The organism is Bacillus sp. XB1 (genome assembly GCF_053557995.1).
Genome location: NZ_JBNRIL010000006.1, coordinates 1 through 17,763 on the forward strand (window position 1 = coordinate 1; position 17,763 = coordinate 17,763).

The following is a 17,763-nucleotide window of genomic DNA, read 5'->3' on the forward strand; positions in this document are numbered from 1 at the left end:
GGTTCGAGGTGGAAGCATGGTGACATGTGGAGCTGACGAATACTAATAGATCGAGGACTTAACCATATAATATGTAGCAATGTTATCTAGTTTTGAGAGAACATAAAAAACTTGTTGACTTTTAAAGTAAATAAGTTATAATAATGATTGTCTCAAAAGAATAATGTCTGGTAATGATGGCAGAGAGGTCACACCCGTTCCCATACCGAACACGGAAGTTAAGCTCTCTAGCGCCGATGGTAGTTGGGACCTTGTCCCTGTGAGAGTAGGACGTTGCCAGGCAATATTATTCCGCAGTAGCTCAGCGGTAGAGCTATCGGCTGTTAACCGATCGGTCGTAGGTTCGATTCCTACCTGCGGAGCCATTGGAGAGCTGTCCGAGTTGGCCGAAGGAGCACGATTGGAAATCGTGTATACGTCACAAGCGTATCAAGGGTTCGAATCCCTTGCTCTCCGCCATAGGATTTATAATATTTGGCCCGTTGGTCAAGTGGTTAAGACACCGCCCTTTCACGGCGGTAACACGGGTTCGAATCCCGTACGGGTCACCACTTTGGAGGATTAGCTCAGCTGGGAGAGCACCTGCCTTACAAGCAGGGGGTCGGCGGTTCGATCCCGTCATCCTCCACCATATAAATTTTATATGAATAGTATTATCGCGGGGTGGAGCAGCACGGTAGCTCGTCGGGCTCATAACCCGAAGGTCGCAGGTTCAAATCCTGTCCCCGCAACCAAATGGTCCCGTGGTGTAGTGGTTAACATGCCTGCCTGTCACGCAGGAGATCGCCGGTTCGACCCCGGTCGGGACCGCCATTTTAATAAGGCTCGGTAGCTCAGTCGGTAGAGCAGAGGACTGAAAATCCTCGTGTCGGCGGTTCGATTCCGTCCCGAGCCACCATTTATTTTAATAAAATACGCCGGCTTAGCTCAATTGGTAGAGCAACTGACTTGTAATCAGTAGGTTGGGGGTTCAAGTCCTCTAGCCGGCACCATGTAAGTTTCGGAGGGGTAGCGAAGTGGCTAAACGCGGCGGACTGTAAATCCGCTCCTTCGGGTTCGGCAGTTCGAATCTGCCCCCCTCCACCATTTACATAGGGGCATAGTTTAAAGGTAGAACTGAGGTCTCCAAAACCTCCAGTGTGGGTTCGATTCCTACTGCCCCTGCCAAAATATATTTACACAACATGGCGGTTGTGGCGAAGTGGTTAACGCACCGGATTGTGGCTCCGGCATTCGTGGGTTCGATTCCCATCAGTCGCCCCATTTTTATTTTAAAAATTACAAATAATCTAATGGATACTTACATATAATTAAGTAAGAATTCGATGGGCTATAGCCAAGCGGTAAGGCAACGGACTTTGACTCCGTCATGCGCTGGTTCGAATCCAGCTAGCCCAGCCATTTTTGCGGAAGTAGTTCAGTGGTAGAATACAACCTTGCCAAGGTTGGGGTCGCGGGTTCGAATCCCGTCTTCCGCTCCAATAAATTTTATATGGCGGCATAGCCAAGTGGTAAGGCAGAGGTCTGCAAAACCTTTATCACCGGTTCAAATCCGGTTGCCGCCTTTTCTTTTGTGCCGATGTGGCGGAATTGGCAGACGCGCACGACTCAAAATCGTGTTCCTTCGGGAGTGTCGGTTCGACCCCGACCATCGGTATCATGAACGGCTTAAAAAAGCTCTATACGATTAGTATAGATCTTTTTTGTTTTCTTTTCATTACATGACAAAATAAGCAGAAAAAATATTGTATATACAATATTTCTTTCGAGTACTCTAGAGAGAATTTCTCCACCCCGGTGACATGAAGTTAAATCCGATACCACCAGTAGATATTAGTACATTATCAACGGTTAAGTTTGTAACCTCTAAAAACTTCTTTTCAAACCCTTCTCTGTTGTACTTATACATAGTTGAGTGGCATGCCCACATATGCGTTGAAGTACTTAACCAGTCCCCTAAATCTTTTAATTCAGGGAACGACTCAAATTGAATTGGTTCATCTAATTTCATGAATCTCACTTGATAGATAGTTGGGTTTAACTTTTCTTCTATCCCTTTAAGACTATGTGCTTTTTTCTCATTTGAATGTGTCATAATTCTCCCTCTCTCTTTTCTTCAAATTTTTCCCTATTTTTATTATACAACAATAGAAAGTAATTATGGGAATATTATGGAAATAGGTGTCAGCAATATAAAAAGACTCTAACAGAAATGTTAGAGTCTTTTTGTTAAATTATACTATGTGCTTCTAAAATTCGTAATAAACGTAGGAATTCATGTATAATATAACTTGTCGAAAGAACAAAATGATAGTGATTTATATTATGTCTGTAATATGAATCAAAAATGAACTTTTTATATTTCTTTTAAAAATGTGTTGAACACACATTATATTTCATATTAATATTTTTATGTAGATTTAAAACGGGAAAGAGAGTGGAAAGTATGGGCCGTAAATGGAACAATATTAAAGACAAAAAAGCATCAAAAGATGCAAATACAAGCCGTATATACGCGAAATTTGGGCGTGAAATTTATGTGGCAGCAAAACAAGGCGAGCCAGATCCAGAATCAAACCAAGCGCTAAGAGTTGTATTAGAGCGTGCGAAAACATACAATGTTCCAAGAACAATTATTGATCGTGCAGTTGAAAAAGCAAAAGGCGGTTCAGAAGAAAATTATGACGAGCTTCGTTATGAAGGATTCGGACCAAATGGAGCTATGGTTATTGTAGATACACTTACAAATAACGTAAACCGTACTGCAGCAGATGTACGAGCTGCATTTAGCAAAAACAGTGGTAATATGGGTGTGAACGGTTCTGTAGCTTACATGTTTGATGCGACAGCTGTTATCGGCCTTGAAGGTAAAACATCAGATGAAGTTCTTGAAATTTTAATGGAAGCAGATGTAGATGCACGTGATATTCTAGAAGAAGAAGATTCTGTTATCGTGTATGCTGAACCAGATCAATTCCATGCAGTACAATCTGCACTTAAAGGTGCTGGCGTTGAGGAGTTTACAGTTGCAGAATTAACAATGCTTGCACAAAGTGATGTAACACTTCCTGAAGATGCTCAAGCACAATTTGAGAAAATGGTTGATGCATTAGAAGATTTGGAAGATGTTCAACAAGTTTATCACAACGTAGACTTAGGAGAGTAATACGATAGATGACCCTTTTCGCTTAGCGGATAGGGTCTTTTTTTATGAAGTTAATTAAGGTGATGAAGTATTAAAGGTATTTTGTTGTAGGTAGTGAATATGATTATAGGGATATATAATATTCATTATCTCTAGGAGGCTTAATATGGAACATAAGACACCAAAGCATATAGTTGCTGTAGCAGGTTATTTAACAAATGAAAAAAATGAAGTGTTATTAACAAAAGTGCACTGGCGAGCTGATACGTGGGAGTTGCCAGGAGGACAGGTAGAAGAGGGCGAAGCGCTCGATCAAGCTGTCTGTAGGGAAATAAAAGAGGAAACAGGGTTAACGGTGAAGCCTATCGGAATTACAGGGGTTTATTATAATACCTCTATGCATATTCTAGCTGTTGTTTTTAAAGTAGCATATATAAGTGGTGAAATAAAAACTCAACCTGAAGAGATACAAGAGGCTAAATTTGTTGATTTAAATGAAGAGAACATAGATGAGTATATAACGCGTCCTCATATGAAATCCAGAACGCTTGATGCAATGAGAGCAACACATTTTATTCCGTGTGAAACGTGGGAAGTACAGCCGTATAATTTAATAGGAAGATTGTAAAGAAAAGAGTAGCCGATTTGAGATACATTCGAATCACTACTCTTTTTTGTATACTGTTTAAGAAAAAGGTCAAAATAATAATAGCACTAGTATTGATTTGTAGAACGTTTGTTCTGTATAATAAATCTATATGTTATATACATTTAGATTACTAGATAGTCAAAAGTATATATATTTGTAGATGATATAATTAAAGTGTAAAGTGAAAATATAATAGTCTTAAGGGTTTCTCTTTTATTGGTTATTCATGCTTTAACATAACCTATATTCAATATTTCAGATGAATAGTAGATAAAAAAATACTGTGATACAATACTTTTTTATCCCACTATTTGCTGGACAGTAAGCCTGATTGATGAGGGCTCATTAAAGTTCCACTTTATACCTTACAATGATGTAAGGTACGTGTAAGAGAAATCGATGGGATATTTTTTTACAACAATGTATTCTTAAAGTAAGAGTTATATGCTGTGTGGAAAAGAGGTGTTCAAGATGAAAGAACGAGTATTATCTAGGGTGAACTATCATCAAAAAGTTGCATTAAATCCAATGACTAAACTTTTTTATAAAGCCATTATATTATTATTATTGTTAAGTTGTACGTTATTATTCATTGGAAATGTAATGATTGAGAAAAGTGATATTAGTAAATTACATGTACCGGCTAAGTTAGAGGTGCCAGAATCATTAACACATGCATTTATTGCGACAGAAGATAAAAGATTTTATCATCATAACGGTTTAGATTATATAGCAATTATTAGAGCCTCAGTTGAGAATATAAAGGCTGGTGGTGTCGTGCAAGGAGGAAGCACGATTACACAACAGCTATCTAAAAATGCCTTTTTAACAAATGAACGTACATTTTCTCGTAAGTGGAAAGAGATTTTTTATACGAAAAAAATTGAACGCACATTTACGAAGGATGAAATTTTAAAATTATATGTAAGTAATATTTATTATGGAGAAGGAGCGTGGGGAATTGAAAAAGCAGCAAACCTTTACTTCGGTAAAAAGGTGAACCAATTAACGTTGGCTGAAAGTGCAATGATGGCTGCTGTAGTAAAAGCACCTGCTTATTACTCACCTGCCCAAAACTATGATAAAGCAGTAGAGAGACGAAATGTCGTTTTGAGACTAATGGAGAAAGAAGGCTATATAAGCCATGATGAGTATGTTCAAGCAGTTAGTGAGAAATTAGTAATTCGTCATGATATAAAAATAGAGCAGTCGATGTTAAATAGCGCGCGTAAAAAAGCAGTAAGTTAAGAGAAGTTCCTACAGAGGAGCTTCTTTTTTTGAATAAATTGTGACAAATTGTGACACAATATCGTCACAATTATTGTGTTTTTGTAATTTATGTGAGCGTGTTCATTGCGTGACGTATATAAGTGTTGATATTATGTGTATTGTGTACAATGCTGTATACAGAATATGAATTTAAAGAGGAATGTATATGAAATCAAATAAACTCATGGCTCTTGGTATAGTTTTTTCTATCGCAGTATTGATTGTAATTGGAACAATTGCGTATAGCATCATAAATGACAAAAAAGATAAAGGGAATGAGATGTTTGCTTATTCTACGCAACAATCTTTAGGGAAAGATGATGCTCCAGTTAAGGTAGTTGAATTTGGAGACTTTAAATGTCCTGCTTGTCGTACTTGGGATGTAACAGTATTACCTCGATTAAAAGAAGAGTATATTGATAAAGGCAAAGTGCAGTTATATTTTATTAACTTCCCATTTATCGGAAAAGACTCGGATTTAGGTGCAGCAGCTGGTGAAGCAATTTATAAACAAGATAAAGATTCATTCTGGATCTTCTATGATGAGATTTATCAAAATCAAAAGAAAGATACGGAAGAATGGATTACAGAAGATTTGCTTCTTAGCATTGTGAAAGAGAAACTTCCAAAAGTTGATGTAGAGCAATTTAAGAAAGATTTACACAGTAAAGACATTAAAGAAAAAGTACGTAAAGATTCAGATCGTGCTCAAAAATTAAAAGTTCAAGGTGCTCCTTCTGTATATGTAAACGGAAATCTTGCAAACCCTGATTTCGATAGTATGAAGAAGGCAATTGATAAAGAATTGAAAAAGTGATGAGGTCTCTCATCACTTTTTCGACTTTTTTCGATAAAATTCTTGCCTCTACTTTTTTTACATGCTATACTACTTTACATAAGTTATTCTAATATCTTATATGTAATTCATATTTGCGGGTGTAGTTTAGTGGTAAAACAAGAGCCTTCCAAGCTCTGGTCGAGAGTTCGATTCTCTTCACCCGCTCCAAATTTTATTAAATGTTTTTCTATAAATTGTGATCAACGCAGTGTTTCGTTTCCGAGATAAACGAGGCATTGCGTTTTTTAATGTTTGAAAAACCTAATTACATGCGAAAATAGAAGTAAATAATAGTATTCCAAAAGTGAATTACTAACCAATAGAGTCGTTACATAAGGGATGGATTCATCTGAGGAGGCGATTAAGAGTGGATTTTGAACAATTAAAGCAAGATGTAATTGCGTATAGTAAAACAATTGGCATAGATAAAATAGGCTTTGCGAGTGCTTCTCCTTTTGAGGAATTAAAGCAGCGCTTAATCCAGCAACAACAATTAAATTATCAATCTGGATTTGAAGAGCCTGATATAGAGAAGAGAACGAATCCGCAACTGTTATTACCGGGTGCTAAATCAATTATTGCGATTGCTTTAGCATATCCTTCAAAATTAAAAAATGCACCATTAAGTAAGCGTGGAGAACGCCGTGGGATTTTTTGTCGTGCTTCTTGGGGACAAGATTATCATCTTGTTTTACGAGATCGTTTGCAAAAATTAGAAGCATATTTAATTGAAAAACTTCCGGATATAGAAGTGAAGTCCATGGTTGATACAGGTGAATTAAGTGATCGAGCTGTATCAGAGCGTGCAGGCATTGGATGGAGCGGTAAAAACTGCTCTATTATTACACCTGAATTTGGTTCGTACGTATACTTAGGGGAAATGATTACAAATGTTCCATTCCCGCCAGATAAGCCGATAGAAGATCAATGCGGGGGCTGTACGAAATGTATCGATATTTGTCCTACCGGTGCTTTAATACAGGGGGGACAGTTAGATTCGAAGAAGTGTATTGCGTTTTTAACACAGACGAAAGGATTCCTACCTGAAGAATATCGCGATAAAATAGGAAATCGTATATATGGATGTGATACGTGTCAGACTGTTTGCCCGAAAAACAAAGGAATGGATTTTCATAATCATCCTGAGATGGAGCCGGATCCTGAGCTAGTTAAACCATTATTAACGCCACTTTTAACAATTAGTAATCGTGATTTTAAAGAGAAATATGGGATTATGTCAGGGTCATGGAGAGGGAAAAAGCCACTGCAAAGAAATGCGATTTTAGCATTAGCACATTTTAAAGAAACATCGGCAATTCCTGATTTAATTGGTGTTATGAAAGATGACCCAAGACCAGTACTACGCGGAACGGCAGCATGGGCACTTGGGAAAATTGGCGGAGATGGAGTAGGCGAAGCGATTGAGAAAGCGATGGAACGTGAGAAAGATGAAGAAGTGCTTCATGAAATGAATCGCGGGCTTGAATTGTTAGCACAGAAAAAAGAGTAGATAATATTTCCCTTTTTCATATTGTAATATGGGAGGGAGACAGAATGGTTGTAAAAACGAAGATTGAAAACCAAGTACAACAATTTTTAGCATATATAACGGAGAAAAGAACGAATGTGGATGGTATTGCTGAGGATTTACTACAAATGGCACTGAGAAAGAAACAATTGTTTCAAAGACGTAGTGCACATATAGTGAAAGCAACTGCGGATGTTTCTTTCATTAGACAATTAAATAGTAATGACCATCAAGAAATTGATTATCAAATACATTTTAAATATTTAATTAAGCATAAAGAATTATTTTATATTGAAGAGGAACAATTAAAACGAAGAGTTTGTTTAAATAATAGTCGGATTATAGGCGATTATGCTATTGAAGTGTCAGAAGAAATTAGAATGGGTGAGACATTAGAAAGGGAAATTACGAAAGAGAAGTACGGTTCTTATCAGTATAATCGTTTAGAGGCAGTGAAATATGCAGAGCGTTGGTGGGATGACCGAAATCCTATGTATCGTAATTTCCCTGATAATTGTACGAATTTCATTTCTCAATGTCTTCATACTGGAGAAGTACCTATGAGCGGATATCCTAATATTCGTAAAGGATGGTGGCAAAGGGAGAATCAGTGGAGCTGGAGCTGGGCTGTTGCACATTCTTTTTATTGGTATTTGTCAGGTGCTACAACAGGACTTCGAGCAGAGGCGGTAGAGAGGCCAGAAGAACTTATTCTTGGAGATGTCATTGCTTATGATTTCGAGGATGACGGAAGATGGAATCATACGACGATTGTAGTAGCAAAAGATGCAGATGGTATGCCGCTTGTAAATGCACATTCAGCGAATAGCCGTCGACGTTATTGGAACTATGAAGACTCTAGTAAATATACACCACAAATGAAATATAAATTCTTTCATATTATTAATGGGTAGAGATTTTTCGCTCAAGTGGTATAATACGTAGTAGACAAAAAACAGAGGTGAATATCGCGTGGGAGTACATGTTGTTTTATATCAGCCAGAAATTCCAGCAAATACAGGGAATATTGCTCGTACTTGTGCAGCAACTGGAACAGAATTACATTTGATTAGACCGCTTGGATTTTCAACGGATGATAAAATGTTAAAGCGTGCAGGATTAGATTATTGGCAGCACGTAAAAATTACGTACTATGATTCAATTGAAGAATTTTATGAAAAAAATAAAGACGGTGAATTCTTCTATTTAACAAAGTATGGCGAGAAAGCTCATACAGCGTTTGACTATAGCAAGCGCGAGAAGGATTACTATTTTGTATTTGGAAGAGAAACAAACGGCTTACCAGCTAATGTAATCGAAGAAAACTTTGATCATTGTTTACGTATTCCAATGACAGATAAAGTACGTTCATTAAATTTATCTAATACAGCAGCAATTTTAATTTATGAAGCGTTCCGTCAACAAAATTACCCTGGATTAGATTTAGAAATCGTTTATTAAAAGTCGCCATATGGCGACTTTTTTTTATAAAATAAAAATAATATATAATCATACATTTAAAAGAGAGGACATAATCATATAGAATGGGATATATGATTAAAAATAGATAAGACGGGTTGAGATAAATATGAAGGAAGAATATAGTAATCAAAATACCTTTTTAAGTATGATAGATATGGATTTAATTAGACAAGGATTATTACATGCTATTCAAGATTTAGTATTCATATTGAAAGTTATTGATAATGAAACGTTTCAATATATGTATGTGAATAAAATAGGAATGGATTATGCTAGGTTAAGCGAAGAGTGCTATGGAAAAACCTTTGCAGAAGTATTACCAAAAGATATAGCGGGGATATTGCAAAGGCAATATGCAAAAGTAGTGAGAGAAGCGAAAGCACACACCTTTTGTGATGTAGTCAATTTACCAAAAGGTGAGATACACTATGAATCTTCACTTAATCCTGTCTGCGACGAAGAAGGAATATGTCAATTTGTTATTTGTATTACAAGAGATATTACAGCTCAAATTGAGGAGAAGACAGAGATAGAGGAAAAACAAATGTTATTTAAGTCGTTACTGGAATATAATAATGACTCAATTATATCTATAGATTCTATAGGGAGAGTTACATATGCAAATCCGGCAACGTATGAAATATTTGGATACCGGTATGAGGAATTAAATAATAAATTTATTTTTGAATTCATTAATAAAGAATATGAAAAAGATTTTCAAATTATATTTAAGGGATCGATGCAAGGAAAAGCAAAACAAATTGTTTCAAAGAAATATGTTCATAAAGAAGGGTACGAGCTATATATTTCTTTGAGAACTATCCCGATTATTGTGAACGGTGAAATTGTTGGGATTTATATTGTTACGAGAGATGTTACAAGGCAAGTATTAAACGAAATGCGAACAGAATATTTAGCTTACTATGACCAGTTAACGGGATTAATGAATAGAATTTCATGTACAAATAAGTTAAATACTTTTTTAAATGAGAGTGTAAATTTTGCACTTGTATTTATAGATTTAGATGAGTTTCATCGTATTAATGATACATTTGGTCATAAAGAGGGAGATAAAGTATTACAAAAAGTTACAGAATGTTTAAGCAATCTAAAAATAGAAGATATGCACTTATTTAGAGAACACGATGATCAATTTGTTATGTTGATAGAAAATATAACGAAAGAATATGTAGAGGAAATTGCAAAAAGCATACTGAAAAATATTAGTGAATATTTTGTAATCGAAGAAGAAGATGTATATTTAAGTGCGTCAATTGGAATTGTAATGGCTCCAGCAGATGGAGAAGATGAAAAAATACTATTTCAGAGAGTCGATGCTGCTTTAGAAAAAGCAAAAGAAAAAGGAAAAGGACACTATCATTTTTATTGTAGTGGATTAGACTGTGAGCGTGAACAAAGGTTTATAATAGAAAACCAGTTGCACCGTGCTATAGAAAAAAATGAATTTTTCTTATATTATCAGCCACAAATTAATATTGAAACGAAAAAAATAGCTAGTATGGAAGCTTTAATAAGGTGGGAGAATAAGGAATTAGGATTTGTTTCTCCAAACCAATTTATTCCGTTGGCAGAAAGAACAGGATTTATTATTAAGCTGGATGAATGGGTAGTAAATCAAGTGTGTCAGCAATTGCGCGAATGGTTAAATAAAGGGTATGATGTGGTCCCAATTGCAGTTAATATTTCAGCTAGACACTTTCGTTCTATTACATTAATAGAGATGATTACACGGGCTTTAAATAAGTACAATGTACCAACTCATTTATTAGCGATAGAGGTTACAGAAGGAGCTCTTATACATAAAGATATATCGAAGAGAGTGTTACTACAATTAAAAGAGAAAAATTTAAAGATTCATTTAGATGATTTTGGAACAGGCTATTCATCTTTAAGTTATTTAAAAACATATCCAATTGATACTTTAAAAATTGATCGTTCTTTTATGGAAGGTATACATATAGATGAACGTGATACGAATATTACAGCTGCAATTATTCATTTAGCTCATACTTTAGAATTAAATGTAATTGCAGAAGGAGTAGAAAAAAAGGAGCAAATACAGTTTTTGAAAGAAAAGAATGTGAAGCTTGTACAAGGCTATTATTATAGCCGACCACTATCCAAATATGATATGGAAAATATGTATTATAAATAAAAAATGATGTGCTAAAAGCACATCATTTTTTATGTGTACCTGGTTTGTCATTGTAACCGGATGTAAAAATAGCTGTAAGAAATGTGAGTGATACACCTAAAATTAATAATAATTTCATACTAATATCCTCCTTACTTTTTTCGGTTCATGAGTTTTATTTATTACCCAAAATGTATGTAAGGTTCTTAGAAGAAAAGAATTTATTTATAATGAATAGCAGTGTAAAAATGTTAATACCTATATTATACAGAATTTTCTTTGAATTTTGGAGAGAATTTTAGTGTGCTATTATATATTTCGTTTTGATTTAAAGAATGTTTAAGGACATCCTAGCATACCTTTTATAATAATCCGATTGAACAAGGAGATGGGGGAGGAGCTATAATGGATATTCTAAAAAAGATTGAACAGCATCGAGCAGCAGAAGAACGTTTACAATGGGAAGGTACGTTTGCGGAGTATTTGGAGCTTGTGAAAGAAAGACCATGGGTGGCTCAAACAGCACACTCTCGCATTTACAATATGATAAAAGATGCTGGAATTGAAGAAGTTGATGGTAGAAGAAAGTATAACTTCTTTAGTAATCAGCTCTTTGGATTAGAGGATGCTCTAGAACGTCTTGTAGAGGAATATTTTCATCCATCTGCAAAACGATTAGATGTTAGAAAAAGAATTTTATTATTAATGGGTCCTGTTAGTGGAGGGAAATCAACGTTAGTTACAATGTTGAAACGAGGATTAGAAACATATTCAAGAACAGATCGCGGAGCAATTTTTGCAATTAAAGGATGCCCAATGCACGAGGATCCACTGCATTTAATTCCACATCATTTACGAGATGATTTCTTTGATGAGTATGGGGTTAGAATTGAAGGGAATTTATCACCACTAAATGTCATGCGTTTAGAGCAAGAATACGGATCAAGAATTGAGGATGTAGTTGTAGAGCGTATTTTCTTCTCGGAAGATCGCCGTACAGGGATTGGTACATTTAGCCCGTCTGATCCAAAATCACAGGATATTGCAGATTTAACAGGTAGTCTGGACTTTTCTACGATTGCAGAATATGGTTCAGAATCAGATCCGCGTGCGTATCGATTTGATGGAGAATTAAATAAGGCAAACCGAGGAATGATGGAGTTCCAAGAGATGTTAAAATGCGATGAGAAGTTTTTATGGCACTTATTATCGCTTACGCAAGAAGGGAATTTCAAAGCGGGAAGATTTGCGCTTATTTCAGCAGATGAATTAATTGTAGCGCATACGAATGAAACAGAGTATCGCTCATTTATAGCAAATAAGAAAAATGAAGCATTGCACTCAAGAATTATTGTAATGCCAGTTCCTTATAATTTACGAGTAAGTGAAGAAGAACATATTTATGAAAAAATGATTCGTGAAAGTGATGTATCGAATGTTCACATTGCACCACACACACTTCGCGTTGCAGCAATGTTCACTATTTTAACTCGTTTAAAAGATCCGAAGCGTCCGGATATTGATTTAATTAAAAAGATGCGTTTGTATGATGGAGAAACGGTAGAAGGTTATAATGCGATTGATGTAGAAGAATTACAACGCGAATATCAAGATGAAGGTATGAAGGGTATTGATCCTCGTTATGTCATTAACCGAATTTCGTCTACAATCATTCGAAAAGAGGTACCATCTATTAACGCGTTAGATGTACTTAGATCTTTAAAAGATGGGCTAGATCAGCATCCATCCATTAGTAATGAAGACCGTGAACGTTACATGAATTTCATCTCATTAGCGAGAAAAGAATACGATGAAATCGCGAAGAAAGAAGTACAAAAAGCGTTTGTTTATTCATATGAAGAATCAGCTAAGACGCTTATGGATAATTACTTAGATAACGTCGAGGCGTACTGCAATAAATCGAAATTACGTGATCCGTTAACAGGAGAAGAAATGAGTCCAGATGAAAAATTAATGCGCTCAATTGAAGAGCAAATCGGAATTTCAGAAAATGCTAAGAAAGCGTTCCGTGAAGAGATTTTAATTCGCATTTCTGCTTATGCCCGTAAAGGAAAACGCTTTGATTATAATTCACATGAACGTCTTCGTGAAGCGATTCAGAAAAAACTATTTGCTGATTTAAAAGATATAGTGAAAATTACAACATCAACGAAAACGCCGGACGAAAATCAGCTTAAGAAAATCAATGATGTTGTTGCGCGTTTAATTGATGAGCATGGCTATAATTCTTCTTCAGCAAATGAATTACTACGCTATGTAGGTAGCTTGTTAAACAGATAGTTTGATAACAAAACGCTGTCTCTTGTATTTTGCGGGACAGCGTTTTATTATCCGTTCATATGTGTATAAAGTGTCATACCTTGTCCAAATGTAATAAATTAAGATGCAATTTTATGAATTTATTGTCAATTATTTTTACAATATGCATATGATAGAGTAACCAACCATTCATACGAAAAAAGCCAACACAATACAATATGTTGCAAAGTAAAAATGTGTGCAACAATGCATTGTGTTTCTTTCTTATCAGTGGCTGAATATTTCTTTCTATTATGTGAGTGGCAAAATTTTGTTTAGGATGCTCGGGGTATTGTATGAAAAACGTTATAAATGTTTATGGGATGATTTTCTATGGGCAGTTACCTTTCAAACATTCTAGCTTGCACATTACAGAACAAAATTTATAGATTGCTGTTCATACAGGAAGACAATTACAGTAAGGAGGGAAAGGAATGGGCGAAGAAAATCAACCAAATTATACGATTTCACAGGAAAACTGGTCCCTCCATCGCAAAGGATATGACGACCAACAGCGCCATCAAGAAAAAGTACAAGAGGCAATTAAGAATAATTTACCCGATCTTGTAACAGAAGAAAGTATAGTTATGTCTAATGGCAAGGATGTTGTAAAAATACCAATTCGTTCTCTAGATGAATATAAGATTAGATACAATTATGATAAAAATAAACATGTTGGGCAAGGAAACGGTGACAGCAAAGTTGGTGATGTCGTTGCGAGAGATGGATCAGGTGGTCAAAAACAAAAAGGGCCAGGAAAAGGGCAAGGAGCAGGAGATGCAGCTGGGGAAGATTACTATGAAGCTGAAGTCTCTATTTTAGAATTAGAGCAAGCGTTTTTCAGAGAGTTAGAACTGCCTAATTTAAAGAGAAAAGAAATGGATGAAAACCGGATTGAACATGTTGAATTTAATGACATTAGAAAAACAGGATTATGGGGAAATATCGATAAGAAACGAACAATGATATCCGCATATAAACGAAATGCAATGAGTGGTAAAGCATCTTTTCATCCGATTCACCAAGAAGACTTAAAGTTCCGCACTTGGAATGAAGTATTAAAGCCAGATTCAAAAGCTGTTGTATTAGCGATGATGGATACGAGTGGATCGATGGGAATATGGGAGAAATATATGGCACGTAGCTTCTTTTTCTGGATGACAAGATTTTTACGCACAAAGTATGAAACAGTAGATATTGAATTTATTGCCCATCATACGGAGGCAAAAGTAGTTCCAGAGGAAGAGTTTTTCTCAAAAGGAGAAAGTGGCGGAACGATTTGTTCTTCTGTATACAAAAAAGCACTCGAACTTATCGATAATAAATATTCACCAGACCGCTATAATATTTATCCATTCCATTTTTCAGATGGTGATAATTTAACATCAGATAATGCTAGATGTGTAAAACTTGTTGAAGAGCTAATGAAGAAGTGTAATATGTTTGGGTATGGGGAAGTGAACCAGTACAACCGCCATAGTACACTCATGTCAGCCTATAAAAATATTAAAGATGAAAACTTTAGATACTATATTTTAAAGCAAAAAGCAGACGTGTTTCATGCGATGAAAAGCTTTTTTAGAGAAGAATCAGGTGAGAAAATGGCATAACCTCTTTTAAAGAGGTTCTTTTTTTGTAAACTTTTTATTTTCCTAGTTGACAATGATAATGAAAATCATTATCATTTATTCGAGAAATGATTACATTTCGAATTATATATTTCGGAGGAGATGTAAAGTTGAAACAAAATAAAAGAAAACGTATAAATGCAATGATTATAGCGGCAGCGTTATCACTTCCGTTTGCTGTTTATTCAACACCTGCTTTAGCGGCAGTAGCAATTGAGGCGAATAAAACTGGACAAGGTTTAGAAGATGGTACATATGACGCTGTTATTAAAGCGTATAAAGATAAAACGAATGAAGAGTCTATGGCAGCTGTTTATATAAAGGATCCGAAATTAACAATTGAGAATGGAAAGAAAATTGTAACAGCAACATTAAGTGATAGTGATTTCTTTCAATACTTGAAAACAGAGGATATTCATACTCCAGGTGTGTTTCATGATGTGAAAGTAATATCAGAAGATAAAAAGAAAAATGGAACGAAAGTGATTCAGTTTGAAGTAGGGGAATTAGGAAAAAGATACAATATGAAAATGCATATTTATATTCCAACGATGGCCTATGACAATAAGTATCAAGTACAGTTTGAAGTAAATACATTGAATTTAGAGAAAAATGTTCCAGAAAAACAAAAGGAAAATAAAGAGGATAAAGTGGATCAACAAGATGGAATTGGAAATGTAATAGTAGATAAGCAACTACAAAGGCATATTAATAAATATAATTTGAATAGAGAAAATCTAGATACTCCAATAACTAAGGAAGATTTATTAAAAGTTAAATCTTTAATAGTCGTTGAAGCTAAAAATAAAGGAATACAAGACGTAAGCGGTCTAGAATATATGACGAACTTAGAAAACTTAAAGTTGGAAGAAGTTAAGTTAAAAAATATAAAATTTATCTCGGGATTGAGACAATTAAAATCATTAAGTATAACCTATGGTGAACTTGAAGATATTGGACCTTTGGCTGAGTTAGAGCATATTGAGTTTTTAACTTTGAGAAACAATAAAATCTCAGATTTAAGCCCATTAAGCCAAATGAAGAAGATTAAAATGCTAGATTTAAATAGTAATTATATAAAAGATATTAAACCATTATTTACAGTGAAATCTTTAAGGACTTTGACTGTGGCAAATAATCAAATTAGTAATGATAACCTTGCTGGAATTGAGAAATTGAAAAATGTAAAAAACTTATCTTTAAGTAACAATGGACTTACAAATATTGAACATATTACATCAATGAAAAAATTAGTAGAGTTAGATCTTGCTAAAAATGAATTAGAAAACATCGAACCTTTATCAAGATTGTCTACTGTACAATCACTTAATTTAGAAGAAAACTATATTTCAGATATAACGCCACTCAGTCACTTAACAGACTTATATGATTTAAAGCTAGGTTCAAATGAAATTCGTGATGTTAGACCTGTTCAAGAGCTAGGAAAAAGAATATATATCGATATTCAAAGACAAAAAATCTTTTTAGATAATGTAGAAAAAGATAAGGAAGTTAAAATACCTATCTATAATTTACAAGGAGAGCCACTTGATACTATTCAATTGAAGAGTGAAGATGGGATAGTTAATAATGGTTCTGTTAAATGGGGGACTACTGGTGAAAAAACATACGAATTTACGTTGGATATAAAGCCAGAAGAGAACCGTATTAAGTTTAATGGAACAGTAATTCAAAATGTTGTTGAAAGATTAGACGAAATCAAGGAAACAATAAAAGAGGATAATGAACAAAAGGAAAATGTAATTCTCGATAAAACTTTACAACAACATATTAATAAAGAGAATTTAGGTAGAGAGAATTTAAACGCTCCTATTACAAAAGAAGATTTATTACAGATTAAAAAATTAGAGATACTTAAAGAAAATGGAAATGAGATAAAAAATATAACAGGTTTAGAGTATATGACGAACTTAGAAAAACTCACTTTAGAAGGAGTAGGCCTGAAAAATATTGAGTTCATCTCAAACTTGAAACAATTGAATAATGTGAATGTATCTCATAATCAAATTGAAGATATAACACCACTATCTTCATTGGAAAATTTACAGTGGTTAAATCTTACAGATAATCGTATTAAAGATGTAACGGTTCTTGGATCAATGCTAGACTTACTTAGTTTAAAATTAGCTGAAAATGAGATTCGTGATGTAAGGCCATTAATACAATTAGGTCAGTGGATAACAATTGATGTTAGAAGGCAAAAGGTCATTTTGGATGATGCAGAAATAAATAAAGAAGTGAAAATTTCTGTATATGATTTAGAGGGAGAGCCAATTGAAAAAATTACACTAAAGAGTGAAGGTGGAACGCTTACTGATGAGGGAATCATTTGGCGTACTTTAGGAGAAAAAATATATGAATTTGATTTAGATGCAGATCATTATGAGACTGGCATATTATATAGTGGCATTGTAATGCAGAATATAGTAGAAAAATTAATACCAAAAGAAGAAGTGAAAGAACCGGTAAAAGAAGTTGAAGAAACAAAAGAAGAAGTGAAAGAACCAGTAAAAGAAGTTGAAGAAACAAAAGAAGAAGTGAAAGAACCAGTAAAAGAAGTTGAAGAATCGAAAGAAGAAGAAAAAGAGCCGGTAAAAGAAGTTGAAGAAACAAAAGAAGAAGTGAAAGAGCCGGTAAAAGAAGTTGAAGAAACAAAAGAAGAAGTGAAAGAGCCAGTAAAAGAAGTTGAAGAATCGAAAGAAGAAGAAAAAGAGCCGGTAAAAGAAGTT

12 protein-coding genes, 16 tRNA genes and 1 rRNA gene are annotated in these 17,763 nt (G+C 34.7%); 28 read left to right on the plus strand and 1 reads right to left on the minus strand.

Going from position 1 to position 17,763, the window contains the following annotated elements; translation table 11 throughout:
• Positions 1-166: 166 nt before the first annotated feature.
• The 16 genes from rrf (at position 167) to ACK1U5_RS25240 (ending at position 1,657) form a co-directional block, all read left to right on the plus strand.
• Positions 167-282 (plus strand): 5S ribosomal RNA (rrf, locus tag ACK1U5_RS25165).
• Positions 283-290: 8 nt separating this feature from the next.
• Positions 291-365, plus strand: a tRNA-Asn gene (locus tag ACK1U5_RS25170).
• A 2-nt stretch (positions 366-367) separates the two neighbouring features.
• A tRNA-Ser gene (locus ACK1U5_RS25175) sits at positions 368-459 on the plus strand.
• Between the two features lie 17 nt (positions 460-476).
• A tRNA-Glu gene (locus ACK1U5_RS25180) sits at positions 477-551 on the plus strand.
• Positions 552-555: 4 nt separating this feature from the next.
• Positions 556-631: transfer RNA gene (locus ACK1U5_RS25185), tRNA-Val, on the plus strand.
• A gap of 26 nt (positions 632-657) precedes the next feature.
• Positions 658-734 (plus strand) — tRNA-Met (locus ACK1U5_RS25190).
• A 3-nt stretch (positions 735-737) separates the two neighbouring features.
• Positions 738-813 (plus strand) — tRNA-Asp (locus tag ACK1U5_RS25195).
• Positions 814-822: 9 nt separating this feature from the next.
• Positions 823-898, plus strand: a tRNA-Phe gene (locus ACK1U5_RS25200).
• Between the two features lie 18 nt (positions 899-916).
• Positions 917-992: transfer RNA gene (locus tag ACK1U5_RS25205), tRNA-Thr, on the plus strand.
• Positions 993-1,002: 10 nt separating this feature from the next.
• Positions 1,003-1,086 (plus strand) — tRNA-Tyr (locus ACK1U5_RS25210).
• A 7-nt stretch (positions 1,087-1,093) separates the two neighbouring features.
• Positions 1,094-1,167 (plus strand) — tRNA-Trp (locus ACK1U5_RS25215).
• Positions 1,168-1,187: 20 nt separating this feature from the next.
• A tRNA-His gene (locus ACK1U5_RS25220) sits at positions 1,188-1,263 on the plus strand.
• Positions 1,264-1,326: 63 nt separating this feature from the next.
• Positions 1,327-1,401 (plus strand) — tRNA-Gln (locus ACK1U5_RS25225).
• Positions 1,402-1,406: 5 nt separating this feature from the next.
• A tRNA-Gly gene (locus ACK1U5_RS25230) sits at positions 1,407-1,481 on the plus strand.
• Positions 1,482-1,494: 13 nt separating this feature from the next.
• Positions 1,495-1,565 (plus strand) — tRNA-Cys (locus ACK1U5_RS25235).
• A gap of 10 nt (positions 1,566-1,575) precedes the next feature.
• A tRNA-Leu gene (locus ACK1U5_RS25240) sits at positions 1,576-1,657 on the plus strand.
• 117 nt (positions 1,658-1,774) lie between these two features.
• On the opposite strand, the gene ACK1U5_RS25245 is transcribed toward ACK1U5_RS25240, so the two are convergent.
• On the minus strand, positions 1,775-2,095 hold the full coding sequence (locus ACK1U5_RS25245) for a DUF3884 family protein (protein ID WP_000149816.1): 321 nt from the start codon (positions 2,093-2,095) through the stop codon (positions 1,775-1,777).
• 351 nt (positions 2,096-2,446) lie between these two features.
• On the opposite strand from ACK1U5_RS25245, the gene ACK1U5_RS25250 reads away from it, so the two are divergent.
• The 12 genes from ACK1U5_RS25250 to ACK1U5_RS25305 form a co-directional block, all read left to right on the plus strand.
• On the plus strand, positions 2,447-3,166 hold the full coding sequence (locus tag ACK1U5_RS25250; RefSeq protein ID WP_000532952.1) for a YebC/PmpR family DNA-binding transcriptional regulator: 720 nt from the start codon (positions 2,447-2,449) through the stop codon (positions 3,164-3,166).
• A gap of 145 nt (positions 3,167-3,311) precedes the next feature.
• Positions 3,312-3,773, plus strand: coding sequence for an NUDIX hydrolase (locus tag ACK1U5_RS25255; RefSeq protein ID WP_050964460.1), 462 nt, complete (start codon positions 3,312-3,314; stop codon positions 3,771-3,773).
• 492 nt (positions 3,774-4,265) lie between these two features.
• Positions 4,266-5,042 carry a transglycosylase domain-containing protein gene (locus ACK1U5_RS25260; RefSeq protein WP_000664715.1) on the plus strand — a complete coding sequence of 259 codons (777 nt, stop codon included), beginning with the start codon at positions 4,266-4,268 and terminating at the stop codon, positions 5,040-5,042.
• Positions 5,043-5,229: 187 nt separating this feature from the next.
• The gene (locus ACK1U5_RS25265) at positions 5,230-5,880 is read left to right on the plus strand and encodes a DsbA family protein (RefSeq protein ID WP_000841306.1); all 651 of its coding nucleotides are present in this window, start codon (positions 5,230-5,232) and stop codon (positions 5,878-5,880) included.
• Positions 5,881-5,995: 115 nt separating this feature from the next.
• Positions 5,996-6,069: transfer RNA gene (locus ACK1U5_RS25270), tRNA-Gly, on the plus strand.
• A 199-nt stretch (positions 6,070-6,268) separates the two neighbouring features.
• On the plus strand, positions 6,269-7,411 hold the full coding sequence (gene queG / locus ACK1U5_RS25275) for a tRNA epoxyqueuosine(34) reductase QueG (RefSeq protein WP_000345216.1): 1,143 nt from the start codon (positions 6,269-6,271) through the stop codon (positions 7,409-7,411).
• Positions 7,412-7,455: 44 nt separating this feature from the next.
• Positions 7,456-8,343: an amidase domain-containing protein gene (locus tag ACK1U5_RS25280; RefSeq protein WP_000260592.1), complete on the plus strand. Its 888-nt coding sequence runs from the start codon at positions 7,456-7,458 to the stop codon at positions 8,341-8,343.
• 58 nt (positions 8,344-8,401) lie between these two features.
• Complete coding sequence (gene trmL, locus ACK1U5_RS25285) at positions 8,402-8,890, plus strand: tRNA (uridine(34)/cytosine(34)/5-carboxymethylaminomethyluridine(34)-2'-O)-methyltransferase TrmL (RefSeq protein WP_000538147.1); 489 nt, start codon at positions 8,402-8,404, stop codon at positions 8,888-8,890.
• Positions 8,891-9,017: 127 nt separating this feature from the next.
• Positions 9,018-11,087, plus strand: coding sequence for a sensor domain-containing protein (locus ACK1U5_RS25290; RefSeq protein ID WP_000657167.1), 2,070 nt, complete (start codon positions 9,018-9,020; stop codon positions 11,085-11,087).
• A gap of 384 nt (positions 11,088-11,471) precedes the next feature.
• A complete protein-coding gene (locus ACK1U5_RS25295) occupies positions 11,472-13,367 on the plus strand; it encodes a PrkA family serine protein kinase (RefSeq protein ID WP_000353273.1) in 1,896 nt (631 codons plus the stop codon).
• A 452-nt stretch (positions 13,368-13,819) separates the two neighbouring features.
• Positions 13,820-14,995: a sporulation protein YhbH gene (gene yhbH / locus ACK1U5_RS25300; RefSeq protein ID WP_000503518.1), complete on the plus strand. Its 1,176-nt coding sequence runs from the start codon at positions 13,820-13,822 to the stop codon at positions 14,993-14,995.
• Between the two features lie 128 nt (positions 14,996-15,123).
• The coding region (locus tag ACK1U5_RS25305) for a leucine-rich repeat domain-containing protein (RefSeq protein ID WP_448814843.1) at positions 15,124-17,763 on the plus strand (2,640 nt) is incomplete at its 3' end.